Origin of the sequence: Enterobacter cloacae complex sp. P42RS, assembly GCF_014930595.1 — a bacterium.
GTDB classification, from domain to species: domain Bacteria; phylum Pseudomonadota; class Gammaproteobacteria; order Enterobacterales; family Enterobacteriaceae; genus Enterobacter; species Enterobacter bugandensis.
Genome location: NZ_JADBRK010000009.1, coordinates 48,593 through 73,494, shown reverse-complemented (window position 1 = coordinate 73,494; position 24,902 = coordinate 48,593). Strand labels below are relative to the sequence as shown.

Annotated in this window: 26 protein-coding genes; 21 read left to right on the top strand and 5 right to left on the bottom strand. The window is 54.0% G+C overall.

Features of this window, described 5'->3' with window-relative positions; genetic code table 11:
- The first annotated feature begins 206 nt into the window (after positions 1-206).
- The 5 genes from IM314_RS13125 to rihA all read left to right on the top strand — a co-directional run bounded on the left by IM314_RS13125 (position 207) and on the right by rihA (position 4,470).
- The gene (locus IM314_RS13125; protein WP_163332929.1) at positions 207-1,112 is read left to right on the top strand and encodes an amino acid ABC transporter substrate-binding protein; all 906 of its coding nucleotides are present in this window, start codon (positions 207-209) and stop codon (positions 1,110-1,112) included.
- Positions 1,113-1,268: 156 nt separating this feature from the next.
- Entirely contained in the window at positions 1,269-2,009 is a 741-nt protein-coding gene (locus tag IM314_RS13120; protein ID WP_028012347.1) for an amino acid ABC transporter permease, read from the top strand.
- Positions 2,009-2,683, top strand: coding sequence for a glutamate/aspartate ABC transporter permease GltK (gene gltK, locus IM314_RS13115; RefSeq protein WP_028012346.1), 675 nt, complete (start codon positions 2,009-2,011; stop codon positions 2,681-2,683). The genes IM314_RS13120 and gltK overlap by 1 nt, the downstream gene beginning before the upstream one ends.
- Complete coding sequence (locus IM314_RS13110) at positions 2,683-3,408, top strand: amino acid ABC transporter ATP-binding protein (protein WP_014883001.1); 726 nt, start codon at positions 2,683-2,685, stop codon at positions 3,406-3,408. Before gltK ends, IM314_RS13110 begins: the two co-directional genes overlap by 1 nt.
- Before the next feature lie 120 nt (positions 3,409-3,528).
- Positions 3,529-4,470 carry a pyrimidine-specific ribonucleoside hydrolase RihA gene (gene rihA, locus IM314_RS13105; RefSeq protein WP_193359056.1) on the top strand — a complete coding sequence of 314 codons (942 nt, stop codon included), beginning with the start codon at positions 3,529-3,531 and terminating at the stop codon, positions 4,468-4,470.
- A 54-nt stretch (positions 4,471-4,524) separates the two neighbouring features.
- On the opposite strand, the gene IM314_RS13100 is transcribed toward rihA, so the two are convergent.
- Positions 4,525-5,007, bottom strand: a complete 483-nt coding sequence (locus tag IM314_RS13100; protein WP_047363754.1) for a zinc ribbon-containing protein — start codon at positions 5,005-5,007, stop codon at positions 4,525-4,527.
- 216 nt (positions 5,008-5,223) lie between these two features.
- Between IM314_RS13100 and leuS the strand changes: the two genes are divergently transcribed.
- The 14 genes from leuS (at position 5,224) to lipA (ending at position 20,181) form a co-directional block, all read left to right on the top strand.
- Positions 5,224-7,806, top strand: coding sequence for a leucine--tRNA ligase (gene leuS / locus IM314_RS13095; protein ID WP_193359055.1), 2,583 nt, complete (start codon positions 5,224-5,226; stop codon positions 7,804-7,806).
- 14 nt (positions 7,807-7,820) lie between these two features.
- A complete protein-coding gene (gene lptE / locus IM314_RS13090; RefSeq protein ID WP_041910796.1) occupies positions 7,821-8,390 on the top strand; it encodes an LPS assembly lipoprotein LptE in 570 nt (189 codons plus the stop codon).
- Positions 8,390-9,421 carry a DNA polymerase III subunit delta gene (holA, locus tag IM314_RS13085; protein WP_193359069.1) on the top strand — a complete coding sequence of 344 codons (1,032 nt, stop codon included), beginning with the start codon at positions 8,390-8,392 and terminating at the stop codon, positions 9,419-9,421. The genes lptE and holA overlap by 1 nt, the downstream gene beginning before the upstream one ends.
- Positions 9,414-10,079, top strand: a complete 666-nt coding sequence (gene nadD, locus IM314_RS13080; RefSeq protein ID WP_028012339.1) for a nicotinate-nucleotide adenylyltransferase — start codon at positions 9,414-9,416, stop codon at positions 10,077-10,079. Before holA ends, nadD begins: the two co-directional genes overlap by 8 nt.
- A gap of 268 nt (positions 10,080-10,347) precedes the next feature.
- On the top strand, positions 10,348-10,665 hold the full coding sequence (rsfS, locus tag IM314_RS13075; RefSeq protein WP_003858696.1) for a ribosome silencing factor: 318 nt from the start codon (positions 10,348-10,350) through the stop codon (positions 10,663-10,665).
- A 3-nt stretch (positions 10,666-10,668) separates the two neighbouring features.
- Positions 10,669-11,136: a 23S rRNA (pseudouridine(1915)-N(3))-methyltransferase RlmH gene (gene rlmH, locus IM314_RS13070; protein ID WP_003858701.1), complete on the top strand. Its 468-nt coding sequence runs from the start codon at positions 10,669-10,671 to the stop codon at positions 11,134-11,136.
- Between the two features lie 28 nt (positions 11,137-11,164).
- A complete protein-coding gene (gene mrdA, locus IM314_RS13065; RefSeq protein ID WP_028012338.1) occupies positions 11,165-13,066 on the top strand; it encodes a peptidoglycan DD-transpeptidase MrdA in 1,902 nt (633 codons plus the stop codon).
- Positions 13,067-13,068: 2 nt separating this feature from the next.
- Entirely contained in the window at positions 13,069-14,181 is a 1,113-nt protein-coding gene (gene mrdB, locus IM314_RS13060; protein ID WP_013097590.1) for a peptidoglycan glycosyltransferase MrdB, read from the top strand.
- 16 nt (positions 14,182-14,197) lie between these two features.
- The gene (gene rlpA, locus IM314_RS13055; RefSeq protein WP_028012337.1) at positions 14,198-15,307 is read left to right on the top strand and encodes an endolytic peptidoglycan transglycosylase RlpA; all 1,110 of its coding nucleotides are present in this window, start codon (positions 14,198-14,200) and stop codon (positions 15,305-15,307) included.
- Between the two features lie 139 nt (positions 15,308-15,446).
- Positions 15,447-16,658 (top strand): D-alanyl-D-alanine carboxypeptidase DacA, encoded by a 1,212-nt coding sequence (dacA, locus tag IM314_RS13050; protein ID WP_028012336.1) that lies wholly within the window; start codon positions 15,447-15,449, stop codon positions 16,656-16,658.
- A gap of 105 nt (positions 16,659-16,763) precedes the next feature.
- Positions 16,764-17,027 (top strand): DUF493 family protein YbeD, encoded by a 264-nt coding sequence (gene ybeD / locus IM314_RS13045; protein WP_003858718.1) that lies wholly within the window; start codon positions 16,764-16,766, stop codon positions 17,025-17,027.
- Between the two features lie 94 nt (positions 17,028-17,121).
- Entirely contained in the window at positions 17,122-17,763 is a 642-nt protein-coding gene (gene lipB / locus IM314_RS13040) for a lipoyl(octanoyl) transferase LipB (protein ID WP_028012335.1), read from the top strand.
- Positions 17,764-18,054: 291 nt separating this feature from the next.
- The gene (locus IM314_RS13035; protein ID WP_193359054.1) at positions 18,055-19,008 is read left to right on the top strand and encodes a YbeF family transcriptional regulator; all 954 of its coding nucleotides are present in this window, start codon (positions 18,055-18,057) and stop codon (positions 19,006-19,008) included.
- A 207-nt stretch (positions 19,009-19,215) separates the two neighbouring features.
- The gene (lipA, locus tag IM314_RS13030) at positions 19,216-20,181 is read left to right on the top strand and encodes a lipoyl synthase (RefSeq protein WP_028012333.1); all 966 of its coding nucleotides are present in this window, start codon (positions 19,216-19,218) and stop codon (positions 20,179-20,181) included.
- 81 nt (positions 20,182-20,262) lie between these two features.
- On the opposite strand, the gene tatE is transcribed toward lipA, so the two are convergent.
- Complete coding sequence (tatE, locus tag IM314_RS13025) at positions 20,263-20,463, bottom strand: twin-arginine translocase subunit TatE (RefSeq protein ID WP_028012332.1); 201 nt, start codon at positions 20,461-20,463, stop codon at positions 20,263-20,265.
- A gap of 125 nt (positions 20,464-20,588) precedes the next feature.
- Complete coding sequence (locus IM314_RS13020; protein ID WP_041910921.1) at positions 20,589-21,377, bottom strand: deaminated glutathione amidase; 789 nt, start codon at positions 21,375-21,377, stop codon at positions 20,589-20,591.
- A gap of 67 nt (positions 21,378-21,444) precedes the next feature.
- Between IM314_RS13020 and crcB the strand changes: the two genes are divergently transcribed.
- The gene (gene crcB, locus IM314_RS13015) at positions 21,445-21,828 is read left to right on the top strand and encodes a fluoride efflux transporter CrcB (protein WP_041910922.1); all 384 of its coding nucleotides are present in this window, start codon (positions 21,445-21,447) and stop codon (positions 21,826-21,828) included.
- 218 nt (positions 21,829-22,046) lie between these two features.
- Here crcB and cspE read toward each other — a convergent pair whose 3' ends face one another.
- Together cspE and pagP are read right to left on the bottom strand one after the other, a co-directional pair.
- The gene (gene cspE, locus IM314_RS13010; protein WP_002439184.1) at positions 22,047-22,256 is read right to left on the bottom strand and encodes a transcription antiterminator/RNA stability regulator CspE; all 210 of its coding nucleotides are present in this window, start codon (positions 22,254-22,256) and stop codon (positions 22,047-22,049) included.
- 190 nt (positions 22,257-22,446) lie between these two features.
- Positions 22,447-23,064, bottom strand: a complete 618-nt coding sequence (gene pagP, locus IM314_RS13005; protein WP_047363730.1) for a lipid IV(A) palmitoyltransferase PagP — start codon at positions 23,062-23,064, stop codon at positions 22,447-22,449.
- Between the two features lie 393 nt (positions 23,065-23,457).
- Between pagP and dcuC the strand changes: the two genes are divergently transcribed.
- The gene (gene dcuC / locus IM314_RS13000; protein WP_193359053.1) at positions 23,458-24,825 is read left to right on the top strand and encodes an anaerobic C4-dicarboxylate transporter DcuC; all 1,368 of its coding nucleotides are present in this window, start codon (positions 23,458-23,460) and stop codon (positions 24,823-24,825) included.
- The last annotated feature ends 77 nt before the right edge of the window (positions 24,826-24,902 follow it).

The window sequence follows — 24,902 nt, the reverse complement described above, 5'->3', positions numbered from 1 at the left end:
GCACCGAAACGGTGCAACGGGAGATTATTGCCTCTGAATGGTGCGGCGCGCTTCGCAAAAATAAACAATAACGCAGCAAAATCTTTACATTAAGCCAGACTAAATGTTAACAAGCTTGCATAACACTGCACTCGCATTGCGCGAGATATAACAACATCACAATGGGTATCTATGCGTCACTGGCGCTGATAAGAAAGGAGTTGGGTATGCAATTACGTAAACTGGCCACAGCAATGCTGGTTATGGGAATGTCCGCAGGCGTGGTTCACGCTGAAGACGCTCCGGCAGCAGGCAGCACTCTCGACAAGATTGCCAAAAACGGCGTCATCGTGGTCGGCCACCGTGAATCTTCCGTCCCGTTCTCTTACTACGACAACACGCAAAAAGTCGTGGGCTATTCACAGGATTACTCCAACGCTATCGTTGAAGCTGTGAAGAAAAAGCTGAACAAACCTGACCTGCAGGTGAAGCTGATCCCAATCACTTCACAGAACCGTATTCCACTGCTGCAAAACGGCACCTTTGACTTCGAGTGTGGTTCCACCACTAACAACCTCGAGCGTCAAAAACAGGCGGCCTTCTCTGACACCATCTTTGTCGTGGGCACCCGTCTGCTGACCAAGAAGGGCGGCGCAATCAAAGATTTTGCGGACCTGAAAGGCAAGGCGGTCGTTGTGACCTCCGGTACCACTTCTGAAGTCCTGCTACACAAGCTGAACGACGAGAAGAAAATGGATATGCGCATCATCAGCGCGAAAGACCATGGCGACTCCTTCCGTACGCTGGAAAGCGGTCGTGCCGTCGCGTTTATGATGGATGACGCCCTGCTGGCGGGCGAACGTGCGAAGGCGAAGAAACCAGACAACTGGGATATCGTCGGTACCGCGCAGTCCAAAGAAGCCTACGGCTGCATGCTGCGTAAAGACGATCCGCAGTTCAAAAAGCTGATCGATGACACTATCGCCCAGGTGCAGACCACCGGCGAAGCGGAAAAATGGTTCGACAAGTGGTTTAAGAACCCGATTCCACCAAAAAATCTCAATATGAACTTTGAACTGTCTGACGATATGAAAGCGCTGTTCAAATCTCCAAATGACAAGGCTCTTAACTAATTAGAACAACAGGGGCGGGATCTCCTGCCCTCTCGATTGTCGGGAAGCATGGACAGACATATACGCTGAGTGGTCGTTCCCCACTCAGCGCGAAAAAAGAGCTTCTCACCAATCTTCGAGGGTAGCGCTGCTACCCTCTTTTTTCTGGAGTTTATTATGTCAATAGACTGGAACTGGGGCATCTTCCTGCAACAAGCCCCGTTCGGCAACACCACCTATCTTGGCTGGCTGTGGAGCGGCTTTCAGGTTACCGTGGCATTATCGATAACGGCGTGGATCATCGCGTTTCTTGTCGGTTCGCTGTTCGGTATTCTGCGCACCGTCCCTAACCGTTTTCTTTCAACAATTGGCACACTGTATGTGGAACTGTTCCGTAACGTTCCGCTCATCGTGCAGTTCTTTACCTGGTATCTGGTCATCCCGGAACTGCTGCCGGAAAATATTGGCATGTGGTTCAAGTCGGAGCTGGATCCGAACGTGCAGTTCTTTGTCTCCTCCATGATGTGTCTGGGGCTGTTTACCGCTGCGCGCGTTTGCGAGCAGGTGCGTGCCGCCATTCAGTCATTGCCACGCGGACAAAAAAATGCGGGCCTGGCGATGGGCCTGACCCTGCCACAAACCTACCGCTACGTGCTGCTGCCTAACGCCTACCGCGTTATCGTTCCACCGATGACCTCTGAGATGATGAACCTGGTGAAAAACTCGGCCATCGCCTCAACCATCGGCCTGGTGGATATGGCTGCACAGGCGGGCAAGCTGCTGGATTACTCCGCTCACGCGTGGGAATCCTTCACCGCGATCACGCTCGCGTATGTTCTGATTAACGCTTTCATCATGCTGGTGATGAACCTGGTTGAACGCAAAGTACGCCTGCCGGGCAATCTGGGAGGCAAATAATGTACGAATTTGACTGGAGTTCTATTGTTCCATCCATGCCTTACCTGCTCGATGGCCTGGTGATTACCCTAAAGATCACCGCGATCGCTATCGTCGTGGGTATCGTCTGGGGTACCCTGCTGGCCGTCATGCGCCTGTCGAGCTTTAAGCCGCTCGCCTGGTTTGCGACTGCCTACGTTAACGTCTTCCGCTCCATCCCGCTGGTGATGGTGCTGCTGTGGTTTTACCTGATTGTTCCAGGCTTCTTGCAGAATGTGCTGGGACTGTCGCCGAAAACCGACATCCGCCTGATCTCTGCGATGGTGGCGTTCTCGATGTTTGAGGCCGCTTACTATTCAGAGATTATCCGTGCGGGTATCCAGAGTATCTCCCGTGGGCAGTCCAGCGCCGCGCTGGCGCTGGGAATGACGCACTGGCAGTCCATGCAGCTCATCATTCTGCCTCAGGCGTTTCGCGCCATGGTTCCGCTCCTGCTGACCCAGGGTATCGTGCTGTTCCAGGATACCTCTCTGGTTTACGTTCTGAGTCTGGCGGACTTCTTCCGTACCGCGTCGACCATAGGTGAACGTGATGGTACGCAGGTCGAGATGGTGCTCTTCGCGGGTGCGGTCTATTTTGTGATTAGTTTAAGCGCGTCGCTGTTGGTCAGCTGGCTGAAGAAAAGGACGGTATAATGATTTCCCTGAAAAATGTTTCTAAATGGTATGGGCACTTTCAGGTGCTGACCGACTGCTCCACCGAAGTCAAAAAAGGCGATGTGGTGGTGGTGTGCGGGCCGTCCGGTTCCGGTAAGTCTACGCTGATCAAAACGGTTAATGGTCTGGAGCCTGTGCAGCAGGGCGAAATTGTTGTTAACGGCACGAAAGTGAACGACAAGAAAACCAACCTGGCCCAGCTTCGCTCTCACGTCGGCATGGTGTTCCAGCATTTTGAGCTGTTCCCTCATCTGTCCATAATTGAGAACCTGACGCTGGCTCAGGTCAAAGTGCTCAAGCGTGATAAAAAAGCGTCGCGCGAAAAGGGGCTCAAGCTTCTGGAGCGCGTGGGGCTTTCTGCACATGCCGATAAGTTCCCGGCACAGCTTTCCGGCGGCCAGCAGCAGCGTGTGGCGATTGCGCGCGCACTGTGCATGGATCCGGTGGCGATGCTGTTCGATGAGCCCACGTCAGCGCTCGATCCAGAAATGATCAACGAAGTGCTGGACGTGATGGTCGAGCTGGCGCACGAAGGGATGACCATGATGGTGGTGACGCACGAAATGGGCTTCGCCCGTAAAGTGGCCAACCGCGTGATCTTCATGGACGAAGGGAAAATTGTCGAAGACTCACCGAAAGAAGAGTTCTTCGCCAACCCGAAATCCGAACGCGCCAAAGATTTTCTCGCGAAAATTCTGCACTAATCTTCTCGGTGCGCAATCTGCGGATTGCGCACTGCTTCACGCTTTAGATCTCTTTTTCTATTCGGCGTCACATCGCAGCGTTAACCTTGTCACAAAATAATGCTAAGAATGGAGAACGCTATGGCACACCCTATAATTCTCGACTGCGATCCGGGTCATGATGACGCGATCGCGCTCGTCCTCGCGCTTGCCTCCCCTGAACTGGACGTGAAAGCGGTCACCTCGTCCGCGGGAAATCAGACGCCGGACAAAACCCTGCGCAACGTTTTACGAATGCTGACGCTGCTGAAACGCACCGATATTCCTGTCGCAGGCGGCGCCGTTAAGCCGCTGATGCGCGAGCTGATCATTGCCGACAACGTTCACGGTGAAAGTGGGCTGGATGGCCCGGCGCTGCCGGAGCCGGGCTTTGCACCGCAAAACTGCACCGCCGTGGAGCTGATGGCGAAGATACTGCGTGAAAGCGCAGAGCCCGTGACGCTGGTGGCTACCGGCCCGCAGACCAACGTTGCGCTCCTGCTGAACAGCCATCCGGAACTGCGCGGTAAAATCGCCCGTATTGTGATTATGGGTGGGGCTATGGGGCTAGGGAACTGGACGCCTGCGGCCGAATTCAACATCTTTGTTGATCCGGAAGCGGCGGAGATCGTCTTCCAGTCGGGCCTGCCGATTGTGATGGCGGGGCTGGACGTGACGCATCGGGCACAGATTATGGCAGACGATATTGAGCGCTTCCGCGCCGTGGGCAACCCGGTTGCGACAACCGTAGCCGAGCTGCTCGACTTCTTTATGGAGTATCACAAAGCCGAGAAATGGGGCTTTCACGGCGCGCCGCTGCATGACCCGTGCACCATCGCCTGGCTGCTGAAGCCTGAAATTTTTACCTCGGTGGACAGATGGGTTGGCGTGGAGACGCAAGGGAAATATACCCAGGGGATGACGGTGGTGGATTACTATTCGCTGACGGGAAATAAACCGAATACGACGCTGATGGTGGATATCGACCGGGAGGCGTTTGTGGATTTGCTGGCGGAAAGACTTGCTTACTATTGTGCGGCCTGACGCCCTCACCCTGGCCCTCTCCCACGGGGAGAGGGAACTAAACTGCGCTTTTACTTATGGCTCAAACGGGCGACGCTGGAACTGATCGTGCCCGCACTTCGGGCACAGCGGCAACACATCCGGCGTATATACCGCAATATGGTGATGGCACTTCTCGCACACCAGATTCCCCAGCCCCACCACTTCACCGCTCTGGTACACGCCGTGATGATTTAAATCCTGGAACACCTCGCGCCACTCCAGCTGGGTTTTATCGGTAATATCCGCCAGCTCCTGCCACAGGCTCTCTTTGATCACCCGCATAAAGACGCTGTCGGCGATCTCATCCTGGTTCTCTTCGTAGCTGCGCGCGAACTCTTCCAGATCGCGGCGTACGGCGCGCGTCACCTCTTCCACTTCGGTTCGCGTTAACTCACCCGTTTGCGTCACCCGTTCACGCGCCTGTTCGACCAGCGCGTCAATATCGCGCTCGCCGTTACGCAGCCGTTCCGTCAGTGTCGCCACCAGTTCGCGGTAAAATTGAGCAACCTTGTTCATCATTTTGCCTCCCGGGTAAGTAACTATTTCTAATAATAGACCTTATTTCGCCGCCGCTTTGTCAGGTGAAGCACAGACCCGGTAAATTCCTGCAAAGTGCAATTGCGCGAAAGGCTGTTTTGACGCGGGCGTTTGGGCTATGCTATGCGGATCTGAATTACCACATCCATTGGCTACATTTTTGTAGCTGTATTGAACACAGGACCACTGGCTGCCATGCAAGAGCAATACCGCCCGGAAGAGATAGAATCAAAAGTCCAGCAACACTGGGACGAGAAGCGCACCTTTGAAGTAACCGAAGACGAGAGCAAAGAGAAGTATTACTGCCTGTCGATGCTTCCCTATCCTTCTGGTCGACTACACATGGGCCACGTGCGTAACTACACCATCGGTGATGTGATCGCCCGTTACCAGCGCATGCTGGGCAAAAACGTTCTGCAGCCAATCGGCTGGGATGCGTTCGGCCTGCCTGCAGAAGGCGCAGCGGTGAAAAACAATACCGCTCCGGCACCGTGGACGTACGACAACATCGCGTACATGAAAAACCAGCTCAAAATGCTGGGCTTCGGCTATGACTGGAGCCGCGAGCTGGCGACCTGTACCCCGGAATACTACCGCTGGGAGCAGAAGTTCTTCACCGAGCTGTACAAAAAAGGCCTGGTGTACAAGAAGACCTCTGCCGTTAACTGGTGCCCGAATGACCAGACCGTTCTGGCGAACGAGCAGGTTATCGACGGCTGCTGCTGGCGCTGCGACACCAAAGTTGAGCGTAAAGAGATCCCACAGTGGTTTATCAAAATCACCGCTTACGCTGACGAACTGCTGAACGATCTGGATACGCTGGATCACTGGCCTGACACCGTTAAGACCATGCAGCGCAACTGGATCGGCCGTTCTGAAGGCGTGGAAATTACCTTCAACGTTGAGAACTACGACCAGACCCTGACCGTCTACACCACCCGTCCGGATACCTTCATGGGTGCGACCTATCTGGCCGTGGCCGCAGGTCACCCGCTGGCGCAGAAAGCAGCAGAGAACAACCCGGAACTGGCGACCTTCATCGACGAATGCCGCAACACGAAAGTGGCCGAAGCCGACATGGCGACGATGGAGAAAAAAGGCGTTGCGACGGGCTTCTATGCTAAGCACCCGCTGACGGGCGAAGCGATCCCGGTCTGGGCTGCAAACTTCGTTCTGATGGAGTACGGTACAGGTGCAGTCATGGCCGTTCCGGGCCACGATCAGCGCGACTACGAGTTTGCCACCAAATACAACCTGCCGATTAAAGCCGTTATTCTGGCCGCCGATGGTTCTGAACCTGACCTGTCCGAGCAGGCGTTGACCGAAAAAGGCACCCTCTTCAACTCCGGTGAGTTCAGCGGCCTCAGCTTCGAAGAGGGCTTCAACGCCATCGCCGATAAGCTGGCCTCACTGGGCGTGGGCGAGCGTAAAGTGAACTTCCGTCTGCGCGACTGGGGCGTCTCCCGTCAGCGTTACTGGGGTGCGCCAATTCCAATGGTGACCCTGGAAGACGGCACCGTCATGCCAACGCCTGAAGATCAGCTGCCCGTGATCCTGCCGGAAGACGTGGTTATGGACGGCATCACCAGCCCGATCAAAGCCGATCCTGAGTGGGCTAAAACCACCGTCAACGGCCAGCCTGCGCTGCGTGAAACCGACACCTTCGATACCTTTATGGAGTCCTCCTGGTACTACGCGCGCTACACCTGCCCGCAGTACAAAGAAGGCATGCTGGATTCTGACGCCGCCAACTACTGGCTGCCGGTAGATATCTATATTGGTGGTATCGAACACGCCATCATGCACCTGCTCTACTTCCGCTTTTTCCATAAGCTGATGCGCGATGCCGGCATGGTGAACTCTGACGAGCCCGCTAAACAGCTGCTGTGCCAGGGTATGGTGCTGGCAGACGCCTTCTACTACGTTGGCGCGAACGGAGAGCGTAACTGGGTTTCTCCGGTTGATGCGATCGTTGAGCGCGACGAGAAAGGCCGTATCGTGAAGGCGACAGACGCTGAAGGCCATGAACTGGTTTATACCGGCATGAGCAAGATGTCCAAGTCTAAAAACAATGGTATCGACCCGCAGGTGATGGTTGAGCGTTACGGCGCGGACACCGTACGTCTGTTCATGATGTTTGCTTCTCCGGCTGATATGACCCTTGAGTGGCAGGAATCCGGCGTAGAAGGCGCGAACCGCTTCCTGAAACGCGTCTGGAAACTGGTGTACGAACATACCGCACAGGGTGATGCTCCGGCACTGAACGCCGCTGCGCTGAGCGAAGATCAGCAGGCGCTGCGTCGTGATGTTCATAAAACGATCGCGAAAGTGACCGATGATATTGGTCGTCGTCAGACCTTCAATACCGCAATTGCGGCTATTATGGAACTGATGAACAAGCTGGCGAAAGCCCCGCAGGACGGCGAGCAGGATCGTGCCATCATGCGTGAAGCGCTGCTGGCCGTGGTTCGCATGCTTAACCCGTTCACGCCACACGTCAGCTTCACCCTGTGGCAGGAGCTGAAAGGCGAAGGCGATATCGACAACGCGCCGTGGCCGGTGGCTGACGAAGCAGCGATGGTGGAAAACACCACGCTGGTGGTGGTCCAGGTCAACGGCAAAGTCCGTGGTAAAATTACCGTGGCGGTCGATGCAACTGAAGATCAGGTTCGCGAGCGCGCGGGCCTGGAACCTCTGGTTGCGAAATATCTTGAGGGCGTTACCTTACGTAAAGCGATCTACGTACCGGGTAAACTGCTCAATCTGGTCGTTGGCTAAGCGCGGGAGGAAACGTGCGACAACTGGCAACAATACTCTTATCTCTGGCGGTGCTTGTCACCGCTGGCTGTGGCTGGCACCTGCGCAATACCACGGCGGTGCCTGCTGAGATGAAAACAATGATCTTTGATTCCGGGGATCCAAACGGACCGCTCAGCCGGGCCATTCGTAATCAGCTGCGCCTGAACGGCGTTGAGCTTGTTGAGAAAGGTACGCTGCGCCAGGATGTACCGTCTCTGCGCGTACTGGGAATGACGCTGGGCCAGGATACGGCGTCCATCTTCCAGGACGGCCGCACGGCTGAATATCAGATGGTGCTGTCGGTCAACGCGGCTGTGCTAATCCCGGGTAAAGACATCTATCCGATCAGCGCAAAAGTGTATCGTTCGTTCTTTGATAACCCGCAAACCGCGCTGGCAAAAGATGCCGAACAGCAGATTATCATCAACGAAATGTACGACAAGGCGGCGGAACAGCTGATCCGCAAACTGCCGGGTATTGCAGCGTCTAACCGAGAAGGCTCTGACATTATTGAAAAACCGGATGCCAGTACGCCTCCTGTTTCTACCTCTCTGGGTAAATGATGATCAGGCTGTATCCTGAACAACTCCGCGCGCAGCTCAATGAAGGGCTGCGCGCGGCGTATCTGCTGCTCGGAAACGACCCGTTACTACTTCAGGAAAGCCTGGATGCTGTGCGTCATGCGGCCGCGGCTCAGGGCTTTGATGAACACCATACCGTTCAGGTGGATAACGCCACCGACTGGAACGCCCTCTTCTCACTCTGTCAGGCGATGAGCCTTTTTGCGTCGCGCCAGACAATCCAGATCCTGCTGCCGGAGAACGGCCCTAACGCTGCCATCAATGAGCAACTCGCCACGCTGGTCAGCCTGTTACACAGCGATCTGCTGTTAATTGTGCGCGGCAGCAAGCTCACCAAAGCGCAGGAAAACGCGGCATGGTTCACCCAGCTCGCGACCCACGCGGTGCTGGTCACCTGCCAGACGCCTGAGCAGGCGCACCTGCCTAAATGGGTCGCCGCGAGAGCGAAGCAGCACAACCTTCAACTGGACGATGCGGCGAACCAACTGCTCTGCTACTGCTATGAAGGCAACCTGCTGGCCCTGGCACAGGCGCTGGACAGGCTCTCCCTGCTCTGGCCGGACGGCAAGCTGACCTTACCGCGCGTTGAGCAGGCCGTTAACGATGCCGCACACTTCACGCCGTTCCACTGGGTGGATGCTCTGTTGTCGGCGAAAAGCAAACGCGCCCTGCATATTCTCCAGCAGCTGCGCCTGGAGGGCAGTGAACCCGTCATTCTGCTGCGCACGCTGCAGCGCGAGCTGTTGCTGCTGATAACGCTCAAGCGCCAGTCGGCCCATACGCCGTTACGCTCCCTGTTTGATAAACACCGGGTGTGGCAAAACCGGCGGGCAATGACCACCGAGGCCATCAACCGCCTGAGCCATGAACAGCTGCGCCAGGCTGTGCAGCTTCTGATGCGCGCCGAGCTCACCCTAAAACAAGATTACGGCCAGTCGGTGTGGGCGGAGCTGGAAAGCCTTTCCCTGCTGCTCTGCCACAAGGCACTGGCTGACATATTTATTGATGGATAGTATGCACTCTTTACAGGCCCTGTATGGCGGCACCTTTGACCCGGTACACTACGGGCATCTGAAGCCGGTAGAAATTCTGGCAAATCTGATCGGCCTGCAGCGCGTTACCATCATGCCCAATAATGTTCCGCCGCACCGCCCCCAGCCTGAAGCAACCAGCGAGCAGCGCAAAGAGATGCTCGCTCTGGCTATCGCGGATAAGCCGCTCTTCAGGCTGGATGAACGGGAATTGCGTCGCGACACCCCCTCATGGACGTCGCAAACGCTGCAGGAGTGGCGGGCCGAGCAAGGGCCTGACCAGCCGCTCGCCTTTATCATCGGTCAGGACTCCCTGCTCAACTTCCCCACGTGGCACAAGTATGAAACCATTCTGGGGAACAGCCACCTGCTCGTCTGCCGCCGTCCGGGCTACCCGCTGACCATGCGCGAAGCGCAATATCAGCAGTGGCTTGAAGACCATCTCACCGATAACGTTGAAGATCTTCACAACCAGCCCGCCGGGAAGATTTATCTTGCGGAGACGCCGTGGTTCGACATCTCTGCGACCGTTATTCGCGAACGTTTACAGCAGGGTTTAGCCTGTGACGATCTGCTGCCTGCCCCGGTGCTGGCGTATATTCATACGCACGGGTTGTATCAGAAAACCGCAGATAAATAGCCGGAGGGCATAAAAAGCAGCATATTGATTATCCTGCCTTGACAGGTTAAGCCATACTGTTATCCTCCGCTGCCAGACTTTCCCGCCGATCGTTGCTTTACAGAAATTGTTTTACAAAAATGGCGATGCAATCTCAGGCGGAGGGTGGGATGATACCCGCCTTCAAAAGCCCGGACGGTGACATTTGTCCCGACAGGGGCGTCAGTTCAGGTATACTGTCTGGCCACGAATTCATAGTTGTACAATCTCATTCACCCAGGGGGAAAACTTGCAGGGTAAAGCACTCCAGGATTTTGTTATCGACAAAATTGATGACCTGAAAGGTCAGGACATCATCGCTATCGACGTTAAGGGTAAATCCAGTATTACCGACTGCATGATTATCTGCACCGGTACCTCTACGCGTCATGTTGTTTCGATTGCCGACCATGTGGTTCAGGAATCGCGCGCAGCAGGACTCTTACCGCTTGGCGTTGAAGGTGAAGCGACCGCTGACTGGGTGGTTGTTGACCTCGGCGATGTGATTGTCCACGTCATGCAGGAAGAGAGCCGTCGCCTGTATGAGCTGGAAAAACTCTGGGGTTAATGCGTGAAGTTGCAGCTGGTCGCCGTCGGCACCAAAATGCCGGACTGGGTACAAACCGGTTTTACTGAATATCTGCGTCGTTTTCCCAAAGACATGCCGTTCGAACTGGTGGAGATCCCCGCCGGGAAGCGCGGTAAGAACGCGGATATCAAACGTATTCTCGACAAAGAGGGTGAACTGATGCTTGCTGCCGCAGGCAAGAACCGCATCGTCACCCTTGATATTCCAGGTAAACCCTGGGATACGCCGCAGCTGGCGCATGAACTGGAGCGCTGGAAGCAGGATGGCCGCGACGTCAGTCTGTTGATTGGCGGACCTGAAGGGTTATCCCCCGCCTGCAAAGCGGCAGCAGAACAAAGTTGGTCTCTCTCTGCGCTGACGCTGCCCCACCCGCTCGTGCGGGTCCTGGTGGCGGAAAGCTTGTATCGCGCGTGGAGCATTACTACCAACCACCCCTATCACCGCGAGTAATGACTGACCAGGGTAGATTAAGCAGCGGATGAAACTACAGAATTCTTTTCGCGACTATACGGCTGAGTCCGCGCTGTTTGTGCGCCGGGCGCTGGTCGCCTTTACGGGGATTTTGCTGCTTACCGGCGTGCTGATCGCCAACCTTTATAATCTGCAAATTGTCCGCTTTACCGATTACCAGACGCGTTCTAACGAAAACCGCATTAAGCTGGTGCCTATCGCACCCAGCCGCGGCATTATCTACGACCGTAACGGCACCCCTCTGGCGTTAAACCGCACCATCTATCAAGTCGAGATGATGCCGGAGAAGGTCGATAACGTGCAGAATACGCTGGAAGCCCTAAGGAGCGTTGTCGATCTTAACGATGATGATATCGCGGCCTTCAAAAAAGAGCGCGCCCGCTCTCACCGTTTCACCTCCATTCCGGTTAAAACCAATCTGACGGAAGTCCAGGTCGCCCGTTTTGCGGTGAACCAGTACCGCTTCCCCGGTGTGGAAGTGAAGGGTTACAAGCGTCGCTACTATCCTTACGGATCCGCGCTGACGCATGTGATTGGCTACGTTTCCAAGATTAACGATAAAGACGTCGAGCGCCTCGATAAAGACGGCAAGCTGGCGAACTACGCCGCGACGCACGATATCGGCAAGCTGGGGATTGAACGCTACTACGAAGATGTCCTGCACGGGCAGACCGGCTATGAAGAAGTTGAGGTTAACAACCGTGGCCGCGTCATCCGCCAGCTTAAGGAAGTGCCGCCTCAGGCGGGGCACGACGTCTATCTGACGCTCGATCTCAAACTGCAGCAGTATATTGAAACCCTGCTGGCGGGTAGCCGCGCCGCCGTGGTGGTCACCGATCCGCGCACCGGCGGCATTCTGGCGATGGTTTCTATGCCAAGCTATGACCCGAACCTCTTTGTTGACGGCATCTCCAGCAAAGACTACTCCGGCCTGCTGAATGACCCTAACACCCCGCTGGTGAACCGCGCCACGCAAGGCGTTTACCCGCCGGCATCAACGGTTAAACCGTACGTGGCGGTCTCGGCGCTGAGCGCGGGCGTCATCAACCGCAATACCAGCCTGTTTGACCCGGGCTGGTGGCAGCTACCGGGCTCTGAAAAACGCTATCGCGACTGGAAGAAATGGGGCCACGGCCATCTGAACGTTACGAAATCTCTGGAAGAATCTGCGGATACCTTCTTCTACCAGGTGGCGTATGACATGGGCATTGACCGCCTGTCTGAGTGGATGAGCAAATTCGGCTACGGACATTACACCGGCGTGGATCTGGCTGAGGAACGGTCAGGCAACATGCCAACCCGCGAGTGGAAACTAAAGCGCTTCAAGAAGCCGTGGTATCAGGGTGATACCATACCGGTGGGTATCGGTCAGGGCTACTGGACGGCCACCCCGCTTCAGATGAACAAAGCGATGATGATCCTCATTAACGACGGCGTGGTGAAAGTTCCGCATCTGCTGCAAAGCACCGTTGAAGATGGCAAAAAAGTGCCGTGGGTGCAGCCCCATGAAGCGCCGGTAGGCGACATCCATTCCGGCTTCTGGGAAATAGCGAAAGACGGTATGTACGGTGTGGCAAACCGTCCAAACGGAACCGCGCACAAGTATTTCGCCGGTACGCCATATAAAGTGGCCGCGAAATCCGGTACGGCGCAGGTCTTTGGCCTGAAAGCCAATGAAACCTATAACGCACACCGCATTGCCGAACGTCTGCGTGACCATAAGCTGATGACGGCGTTTGCCCCTTATGATAACCCGCAGGTGGCGGTGGCAATGATTCTGGAGAACGGCGGCGCTGGCCCGGCGGTAGGGACCATCATGCGCCAAATCCTGGACCACATTATGCTGGGTGATAACAACACCGAACTGCCGGCTGAAAATCCGGCCGCCGCTGCGGCGGAGGACCAATAATCATGACGGATAATCCAAATAAAAAATCGCTGTGGGATAAAATTCACATCGACCCAGCCATGCTGCTGATCCTGCTGGCCCTGCTGGTTTACAGCGCCCTGGTTATCTGGAGCGCCAGCGGCCAGGACATCGGCATGATGGAACGCAAGATCGGCCAGATCGCGATGGGTCTGGTCATTATGGTGGTAATGGCGCAGATCCCGCCGCGCGTCTATGAAGGCTGGGCGCCCTATCTCTACATCTTCTGTATTATTTTGCTGGTGGCGGTAGATGCGTTCGGTGCCATCTCAAAAGGGGCACAGCGCTGGCTGGATCTGGGCGTTGTTCGTTTCCAGCCCTCGGAGATTGCCAAAATCGCAGTCCCGCTGATGGTGGCGCGCTTTATCAACCGCGACGTCTGTCCGCCGTCGCTGAAAAATACCGCTATCGCCCTGGTGCTGATATTCCTGCCGACACTGCTGGTTGCGGCGCAGCCTGACCTCGGCACCTCGATCCTTATCGCCCTCTCCGGCCTGTTTGTCCTGTTCCTGTCGGGCTTAAGCTGGCGTCTGATTGGTATCGCGGTGGTGCTGGTTGCAGCGTTTATCCCTATCCTGTGGTTCTTCCTGATGCATGACTACCAGCGCCAGCGCGTCATGATGCTTCTCGATCCGGAAACCGATCCGCTCGGTGCGGGCTATCATATTATTCAGTCCAAGATTGCGATTGGCTCCGGCGGCCTGCGCGGTAAAGGCTGGCTGCACGGTACCCAGTCGCAGCTGGAGTTTTTACCGGAGCGCCACACCGACTTTATCTTTGCGGTACTGGCGGAAGAGCTGGGACTGGTTGGCATCCTGATCCTGCTGGCGCTCTACGTGCTGCTCATCATGCGAGGTTTGTGGATTGCGGCCCGCGCGCAGACCACCTTCGGCCGCGTCATGGCAGGCGGACTGATGTTGATTTTATTCGTTTATGTCTTCGTAAATATTGGTATGGTGAGTGGTATTCTGCCGGTGGTAGGTGTACCGCTGCCGCTGGTGAGTTACGGAGGCTCGGCACTGATCGTGTTGATGGCCGGGTTTGGTATCGTGATGTCGATCCACACCCACAGAAAAATGTTGTCAAAAAGCGTATAAAAATAAGGGGATCGGAATGCGTAAGCAGTGGCTGGGTATCTGCATTGCGGCAAGTTTACTTGCGGCCTGTACAAGTGATGATGGTCAGCAACAGGCAACCGTCGCGCCGCCGCAGCCTGCGGTGTGTAATGGCCCAATCGTTGAAATTAGCGGTGCCGATCCCGTTTATGAACCGCTGAATGCCAGCGCGAATCAGGATTACGAGCGCGACGGCAAAAGCTACAAAATTGTGCAGGATCCGTCCCGCTTTAGCCAGGCTGGCTTTGCCGCCATTTATGATGCTGAGCCGGGCAGTAACCTGACGGCATCGGGTGAAACATTTGACCCAATGCAGCTGACTGCGGCGCACCCCACGCTACCTATCCCTAGCTACGCCCGTATCACCAACCTGGCGAACGGCCGTATGATCGTCGTGCGTATTAACGACCGCGGCCCGTACGGTAATGACCGGGTGATTTCCCTGTCCCGCGCGTCTGCCGATCGCCTGAATACCTCGAACAACACCAAAGTTCGCATTGACCCAATTATCGTGGCGCAGGATGGTTCGCTCTCCGGACCGGGAACCGCGTGTACCACGGTGGCGAAACAGACCTATGCCCTCCCCGACCGCCCAAATCTGGACGGCGGCATGGGAAGCGTCTCCTCGCCGGCAGAGCCTTCTCAGCCGGCGGGAGAAATACGCCCAATCAGCAATGACACGCTGCAAAGCGATGATGCCACTGGCGCACCGGTAAAAAGCAGCGGCTTCCTTGGCGCACCAACGAACTTAGCCTCGGGCGTGCTGGAGAGCAGTGAGCCAACGCCAGCCCCTGTTGCCGCCCCCGTCGTGCAGCAGCCTGCCCCGGTAACGGCTCCGGTCACGACCCAGAGCGCAGCCGTTGCCGCTCCCGCAGCAGCCAGCGGCGGCTTTGTCGTCCAGGTGGGCGCAGTGAGCGATCGGGCCCGTGCCCAGCAGTATCAGCAGCGTCTGAGCCAGCAGTTTGGCGTGCCAGGACGCGTTGAGCAAAACGGCGCGGTCTGGCGTATTCAGATGGGGCCGTTTGCCAGCAAGTCGCAGGCGGCATCCCTGCAGCAGCGTTTGCAGAGCGAGGCACAGCTGCAGTCCTTTATCGCTGTTACGAAGTAATTAACCGGCGGTATCCGAAATGTCAGTTTGTGTAAAACACATTCACAAACTCATGCTTAAAGTCGGATGCCTGCCTGAATAGCATTTGCTATAGTAAGGCACTTTTTTTAATTCCATCACGGATGTCGTAGTTCTGACCATGAAGACCACTTTTTCTGCTCGTTTTGTGCAGCGCATGGCGCTGACCACGGCCCTTTGCGCGGCTGCACTCTCTGCAGCTCATGCTGATGACCTGAATATCAAGACCATGATCCCTGGCGTTCCGCAAATCGACGCGGAATCCTACATCCTGATCGATTACAACTCTGGCAAAGTGCTGGCAGAACAGAATGCCGATGCCCGCCGTGACCCGGCCAGCCTGACCAAAATGATGACCAGCTACGTCATCGGCCAGGCAATGAAAGCCGGTAAGTTCAAAGAGACGGATCTGGTCACCATCGGCAACGATGCGTGGGCTACCGGGAACCCTGTTTTCAAAGGTTCCTCGCTGATGTTCCTGAAACCGGGAATGCAGGTTCCGGTTTCTCAGTTAATTCGTGGCATTAACCTGCAGTCCGGTAACGATGCCTGCGTGGCCATGGCCGATTTCGCCGCCGGTAGTCAGGATGCGTTCGTGGGCCTGATGAACAGCTACGTAAATGCCCTGGGTCTGAAGAACAGCCATTTCCAGACCGTACACGGTCTCGATGCAGACGGTCAGTACAGCTCCGCACGTGATATGGCGCTGATTGGTCAGGCGCTGATCCGCGACGTACCTAACGAGTACTCTATCTACAAAGAGAAAGAGTTCACCTTCAACGGCATTCGTCAGACCAACCGTAACGGCCTGCTGTGGGATAACAGCCTGAACGTTGACGGCATCAAAACCGGCCACACCGACAAAGCCGGTTACAACCTGGTGGCCTCTGCCACTGAAGGCCAGATGCGCCTGATCTCTGCCGTGATGGGCGGTCGCACCTTTAAAGGTCGCGAAACCGAGAGTAAGAAGCTGCTGACCTGGGGCTTCCGTTTCTTCGAAACCGTGAACCCGCTGAAAGCAGGCAAAGAATTTGCTTCTGAACCCGTCTGGTTCGGCGATAACGATCGTGCTTCTCTGGGCGTGGATAAAGACCTCTACCTGACCATTCCACGCGGTCGTATGAAGGATCTGAAAGCAAGCTATGTGCTCAACACCACCGAACTGCATGCCCCGCTGCATAAAAACCAGGTGGTGGGTACTATCAACTTCCAGCTGGACGGTAAAACGATCGACCAGCGTCCACTCGTGGTATTGGAAGAAATTCCTGAAGGCAATTTCTTCGGCAAAATCATTGATTACATTAAACTGATGTTCCATCACTGGTTTGGCTAAAAATCGAACACTTGAAAGTGTGATTTTGATCCCCATATACTAAGTATCCTGATAACTCCCACCTGACGTGGGAGTTATTCTTTTTGACGTTACGCCGGAGCTGACATGAAAACCAAACTTAACGAACTGCTTGAATTCCCTACCCCGTTTACCTACAAAGTAATGGGTCTGGCGAAACCTGAGCTGGTTGATCAGGTGGTTGAAGTGGTACAGCGCCATGCGCCGGGTGACTACTCTCCGTCAGTAAAACCAAGCAGCAAGGGCAACTACCACTCGGTTTCTATTACCATCACTGCCACACATATCGAGCAGGTTGAGACGCTGTACGAAGAGCTCGGCAATATCGAAATCGTTCGTATGGTGCTGTAGTCCCTTTGCGGTTACCCGGTTTACCGGGTAACCCCTCTTCCCCGCTGTGATATACTCCCCCTCATCTTTTGTTTCTCGTCTTCGGAGACGCGTTTTGTATCAGGATAAAATTCTGGTCCGTCATCTCGGGCTGCAACCTTATGAGCCTGTCTCTCAGGCTATGCACGAGTTCACCGATTCACGCGATGACACAACCCCTGATGAGATTTGGCTGGTCGAACATCTGCCGGTATTTACGCAGGGCCAGGCGGGAAAAGCGGAACACTTATTAATGACGGGCGATATCCCGGTGATCCAGAGCGATCGTGGCGGACAGGTGACTTACCACGGTCCGGGTCAGCAGGTCATGTACGTCCTGCTTAATCTGAAGCGCAGAAAGCTTGGCGTACGTGAACTGGTGACGTTACTGGAACAGACCGTCGTCAACACGCTGGCGGAGTATGGGATTGACGCGCATCCGCGTGCCGATGCGCCGGGCGTCTACGTTGGCGAAATGAAGATCTGCTCTCTGGGGCTACGTATTCGTAAAGGTTGTTCCTTCCACGGTCTGGCATTGAATATTAATATGGATCTTACGCCTTTCCAGCGCATAAACCCCTGCGGCTACGCCGGCATGGAAATGACGCAAATGCGCCAGTGGGTCGATACCGCTACGCCAGAAAATATACGTCCCGTGCTTCTGAAGAATGTGTTAGCACTACTTAACAATCCCCCGCACGAATATATCCCTGCTTAATATATCATCCAGAATGGCTCGATAATTTGACGGGCCACTGTTTATTTACCGCTTTTACGCTTTACAATAATCCGCAGATTCTATATTTTCGAAGCGCCCGAATATTGCCCTTACATATTATTTAGCCTCCGGACAGCACGGCATACACAGGCTAAGTAACTTGAGTGATAATCACACAACTGTTTGTTTTTGATAAACAAGTGGAACAAAAGCAACACTTTACGAATCTCTACAAGCATAATAAATAAATTGAACTATCATTCATGTTGTGAATGTATACGGAGTGAAAGCGTGGAGTATAATAATTTACCAGCCAAACGCCTGAATGACCCTGGTGGCGAAGATAAGCCGCAAATTTTTCGGACTTTACGTAATATTGATCTCAATTTACTGACTATTTTTGAGGCAGTATATGTCCATAAGGGTATCGTTAATGCTGCGAAAATTCTTAATCTCACGCCATCGGCAATAAGTCAGTCAATTCAAAAGCTACGGGCTATATTTCCCGACCCCTTATTTATCCGTAAGGGCCAGGGCGTCACGCCAACGGCCTATGCGACACATCTCCACGAATACATCAGCCAGGGGCTGGAGTCGATTCTGGGTGCGCTGGATTTAACCGGAAGCTATGACAAACAGAGAACCATCACCATCGGCTGCTCCCCTTCTGTCGGCGTGCTGGTGATGCCCGTGATCTTTCAGGCAGTGAAAGAGCATGCGCCTCAGCTTCTGCTTCGCAATGTGCCTCTTAACGAACCTGACGTTCAGCTTGCTCAGTTCCAGACGGACCTGGTCATCGAAAGCGGCAGCTTTAGCGCCCGAGCGCTGGGGCAAAATGTGCTTTACGCCGATAACCTGGTGCTGGTTTGCCGCAAGCAGCACCCCGTCCTCAGCGAGCCGTTATCCATTGAAAACCTGCGCAACTACGACCACTCGTCTTTCATGACCGAAGGGCAATCTAATCACGCTCTGCGTCAGCGTATTGACGAAATTTTCCCGGAACGTCAGATCAGTTTCAGCAGTTACAATATGTTCACCACCGCATCCCTGATTGGCAGCAGCGATATGCTGTGCATCATGCCTTCACGCCTGTATAACCTGCTGCGGAAATGCTGGCCGCTGGAGAGTATTCCGCTAAGCCAGCTCAATGCAGAATCTATCGAGATTTCACTGCATTACAACAAGCTCAGCTTGCGCGATCCGGTACTGGAAAACGTCATCCGCATTATCCGTCAGGCCTTCTGACAGAGCGTACCCGTACACGTCCCTGCCGCTCGCAGGGCAAAAGGCACAAAACAACAACTATTTTACAAATTGGCGACCTGGCAGGCTGCTTTAACGCCCCTATAAATGATATACTGCCTGTCGTTCGTTCAAAAATAGTTGATAAATACAACATTCCCTTGAATTGAAACGCTTTCCTTCGATATTCGCAACTGGAACACGCACGCTATGAGTAAACCCATTGTGATGGAACGCGGTGTTAAATACCGCGATGCCGATAAAATGGCCCTTATCCCGGTTAAAAACGTGGCTACAGAGCGCGAGGCGCTGTTAAGAAAACCGGAATGGATGAAAATCAAACTTCCGGCAGACTCTTCGCGTATCCAGGGGATCAAAGCGGCGATGCGTAAGAATGGCCTTCACTCTGTTTGTGAAGAAGCCTCTTGCCCGAACCTTGCTGAATGTTTCAATCACGGCACCGCGACGTTTATGATTCTGGGTGCCATCTGTACCCGCCGCTGCCCATTCTGCGACGTGGCGCATGGCCGCCCGGTGGCCCCCGATGCCAACGAGCCGCAAAAACTGGCGCAAACCATCGCCGACATGGCGCTGCGTTATGTGGTTATCACCTCCGTTGACCGCGACGATCTGCGTGATGGCGGGGCTCAGCACTTCGCTGACTGCATTACTGCCATTCGCGAAAAAAGCCCGAACATCAAAATCGAAACGCTGGTTCCTGACTTCCGCGGCCGTATGGACCGCGCGCTGGATATCCTGACCGCGACGCCGCCAGATGTGTTTAACCACAACCTGGAGAACGTTCCGCGTCTTTACCGTCAGGTGCGTCCGGGAGCCGACTATAACTGGTCTCTGAAGCTGCTGGAGCGCTTTAAAGAAGCACATCCGCATATCCCGACCAAGTCAGGTCTGATGGTTGGTCTGGGTGAAACCAATGACGAAATCATCGACGTCATGCGCGATCTGCGCCGCCACGGTGTGACCATGTTGACGCTCGGCCAGTATCTGCAGCCAAGCCGTCACCACCTGCCGGTACAGCGCTACGTGAGCCCGGATGAATTTGACGAGATGAAAGCCGAAGCGCTGGCGATGGGCTTTACCCACGCGGCTTGTGGTCCGTTTGTTCGTTCTTCTTACCATGCGGATATGCAGGCGAAAGGCGAAGAAGTCAAATAACACCGTAATATTCATTTACAGTAATGCAAAAAAACCGGCCTCATGAGCCGGTTTTTTTTCGCAAGCCCTCAGGCATTGCCGTTACTCTTTGTGGGAAAGCTTCTCTGCCGGGATGTCGTCAGCGCTTTTCTTCGCGGCTGCGTCATCGTCGTTCATCGCTTTCTTGAAGCCTTTGATGGCAGCCCCCAGGTCACCACCCAGCGTGCGTAACTTCTTGGTACCAAACAGCAGGACGACCAGTGCGGCAACCACCAGCAGTTTGGTAATACTAATCTCACCCATAGATACCTTCTTTACTTAAAACAGGCTGCATTCAGCGCCAAAACCCGATCGTATTAACGGTCATTTGGCGCGTGCACACAATAGCAATCTGTAACAAGGTGAATCAAGCATTGTTGAAAAAAACATCACAATAATTGCGGTGGCGCAAAGCGACGGTTGCGAAGAACAGGTAATTGCTGACGCGCAAGCGCAACTCTTTCTAAAATTATCTCCGCCATCAGCAGAACCGGCGCTTCCGCTGCGGCGGCAATCGTCACTCCCAGGGGATCAACCACCCTGCTCTGCCCGATGTTTTTATTGCCGCACTCCCCGGCGGCAACAACATAACAGGTCGTGTCCAGCGCGCGTGCAGCAAGCAGCGTAGCCCAGTGTTGCTCTTTTAGCGGCCCCTTAACCCATGCGGCAGGCAATACCAGCACCTCCGCCCCCTGCAGCGCCAGATGCACCGCCAGCTCCGGGAAACGCAGGTCATAGCAGGTCATCAACCCCACCTTAAACCCGTCGATATCAATGAGCGGTGGGACGACATCTCCCGGATCAACGCGTCGCGACTCCTGGATGCTGAACGCATCATAGAGATGAAGCTTGGCGTAGCGCGCAACAATGGCACCGTCACGGATAGCCACCAGCGTATTCATTGCGCGACCCGGCGTTGAGGGAACGTGCACGGTTAAGACGGTGGTCATCGTACTGCCTACGCTCTGGGCGAGCAGCTGTTGTAAAAATTCGCCGTCAAGGGCCTGTGCAGACTTCACGGACAAATCCGGGTCGTTATCATCCCTTGCCAGCAACGCCTCAGGAAGCACCAGCAGCGACGCGCCTTTCTGTCGGGCCTGTATCATCAGGTTAACGCACTGCACTGCGTTAACCCGCCAGTCAGGCGTGACCGCAAACTGCCCTACCGCAACATACATATTTGTCCCCTCATTATAAACAGCGTTAAACTCGCTACTCTTACACATCAAATAGCAGGTATTTAGCGTGTTACAACTCCTTTTAGCTGTTTTTATTGGTGGAGGCACGGGGAGCGTTGCGAGGTGGTTACTGAGTATGCGGTTTAATCCCCTGCACCAGGCGATTCCATTAGGAACGCTGGCCGCCAACCTGATTGGTGCTTTTATTATTGGTATGGGGCTGGCCTGGTTTAACCGGATGACGCACATCGATCCCATGTGGAAAGTCTTGATTACCACCGGCTTCTGCGGCGGTTTGACCACCTTTTCAACCTTTTCCGCGGAAACGGTTTTTCTCTTTCAGGAAGGACGTATCGGCTGGGCGCTGGTGAATATCGCGATCAACATGATCGGATCTTTCGCGATGACGGGGATCGCATTTTGGCTTTTTTCCTCTGTAAGCACGCATTAACTGCCGGAGCGTTAATGTTGGCTTAATTTTTCTCTGTCACTCTGAAGGCAATACTGAACGAGGGTGACAAATGAAACAGAGTCTGATGAGCGCAGGCATGGTGTTGTTGAGCGTACTGATCGTGGCCAGCTTCCTGAAAATTTACCTGCTTGGCTGATTCATAACGAAAAAAACCCGCTCAATGAGCGGGTTTTGAAATTCTTGCTGACGCGTCTGAATTACAGAGCGATTACGTTAGCAGCAGAAGGGCCTTTGGCACCGTTAGTGATTTCGAACTCTACACGCTGACCTTCAGCCAGAGTTTTGAAACCATTAGACTGGATTGCAGAGAAGTGTACGAACACGTCTTTGCTGCCATCTTCAGGAGTAATGAAACCGAATCCTTTGGACTCATTAAACCACTTAACGTTACCTTTAATCTTAGACATCAAAATTACCTTTACATTAAAAAACGACACAAATGCTGTGTCGGTTACCAGTACAACAATTGTGGGACCTTTTGTCCAGCGGATCTTTGACAAAAAGTGACTAAAGTCGCGTTAATTTTCACTGACAGATTTTTATCGCTTACGAATCAACGGCTGCACGTTTTTTCACCACCAGGTAATGTTTTGTCAGTTAAAACTGAAAACGCATCCAGGCGAAGTAAACGTTACCGTTGTTATACGTTCCCGGAATGTAGGTCATCTGGAACGTTGCAGGGCCGTATCCAACAGAGGCCAGAGGCAGCAATACGGGGATCGGAATGTACTTCCAGTTGTCGCGCGCGGTCACCCCGGCGGTATAGCCCAGACCAACGTGGAAGTTCTCATCCGCCAGCGGGCGCCAGGTCTTTTCCCAGCCGTACCCGCCAATCGGTTCCCACTTGTTAAAGGAGTCTTTGAAGGCCATCAGATAGATGCCATGCCAGTTTCCTTTTTCATCCCAGCGCGACTGACCAAAACCCGCTCCCCAGGGACGCTCGTTGTATTTATCCGTTTTCTCTTTGTCGTAAGCAAAGCGCGCATGCCACGTTATTGCCGGGACATAGAGATCATAATGTTCAGGCGCTGACCAGGTCTGCGAAACATTATCCGTAAAAGTAGAGAACCAACCTTTATCCGTCGCGTTGTTCTCTGCCTGTGCAACAGAAGAAAACGTTAACTGGCCAATAATAAACAATAAAATAGAGAAAAAAGTATTACGTACAATCACAATGCAATTACCATTCTTGATATTCGAGGCAAAGTTTAACATAGAATAATTGAACCAAGCCTTAACGGCATCACCGCTACTCTTAAATATCAGGACGCTTTTCGGGAATATTCTTAAAGCGGCGTTCTGCTTAACCCGAATAAACCCACATCATGTACGCCTAATGTCTGTTAACCGTCTCCAGTACTAACAGGCCAGACCACACAAAAGTTTAACATTTTGTTATCATTACATAGACATGTTACGCTGTCTTTGCCGGTCAAGATCCTTATGACATAAATGCCTTAGCCATGGCAAAAACGCTGTTATGCTGTTCGTTAGTCGTCTGTTTATTGATTTTAATCAGCAAGGGCGGGCCATTAATTCGGCACATTTTCATCCTTCTTTTTTTATATTAATTTTTATATCTCAGGGCAGAAAGACACAGGGGAAATCATGCTTACGTTTATCGAACTCCTAATTGGGGTCGTCGTCATTGTGGGTGTAGCTCGCTACATCATTAAAGGATACTCAGCCACGGGCGTTTTATTTGTCGGTGGTCTAACGCTGCTGATAATCAGTGCAGTAATGGGTCATCAGGTTTTACCTGCCAGCGCAGCCAGCACGGGCTACACCGCTACGGATATTGTTGAATATATTAAAATCCTGCTCATGAGCCGCGGTGGCGATCTGGGTATGATGATCATGATGCTGTGCGGTTTTGCAGCCTATATGACCCATATCGGCGCGAACGACATGGTTGTGAAGCTTGCCTCGAAACCCCTGCAGTACATTAACTCGCCGTATCTGTTGATGGTTGCCGCCTATTTCCTCGCCTGCCTGATGTCGCTGGCCGTTTCATCGGCAACCGGGCTTGGCGTACTGTTAATGGCCACGCTGTTCCCGGTGATGGTGAACGTGGGCATCAGCCGTGGGGCAGCGGCGGCAATTTGCGCCTCCCCGGCGGCCATTATTCTCTCCCCGACGTCAGGTGACGTTGTGCTGGCGGCGAAAGCAGCCGAAATGCCGCTTATCGACTTCGCCTTTAAAACCACGCTGCCGATCTCGATTGTCGCCATTGTGGGAATGGGTATCGCGCATTTCTTCTGGCAGCGCTATCTCGATAAGAAAGAGAACATCAGCCATGAAATGATGGATGTAAGCGAAATCACCACCACCGCGCCGGCGTTCTATGCCATTTTGCCGTTCACGCCGATTATCGGCGTGCTCATTTTTGACGGGAAATGGGGCCCGCAGCTGCACATTATTACTATCCTGGTTATCTGTATGCTGTTAGCCGCTGTGCTGGAGTTCGTGCGCGGTTTCAACACCCAAAAAGTCTTCTCCGGCCTTGAGGTCGCGTATCGCGGTATGGCAGATGCGTTTGCTGGCGTGGTGATGCTGTTGGTTGCAGCAGGTGTCTTTGCCCAGGGTCTGAGCACGATCGGCTTTATCCAGAGCCTGATCTCCATCGCCACCTCGTTTGGCTCGGCCAGTATTATCCTGATGCTGGTCCTGGTGGTACTGACCATGCTGGCGGCAATGACCACCGGTTCCGGGAATGCGCCATTTTACGCCTTCGTTGAGATGATCCCTAAGCTGGCTCACTCGTCCGGTATCAACCCGGCTTATCTTTCCATTCCCATGCTCCAGGCCTCAAACCTGGGTCGTACCATCTCGCCTGTCTCAGGCGTGGTGGTGGCGGTTGCCGGGATGGCCAAAATCTCGCCGTTTGAAGTGGTGAAACGCACGTCAGTGCCGGTGCTGGTTGGGCTGATCATCGTCATTATTGCTACCGAAGTGCTGGTTCCCGGCGCCGCCTAAGTGAAATTCCTGATTACCTAAAAGCGCCTGCGGGCGCTTTTTGTGCTTTAATAACCCACAAAAATGAATTGCGCACA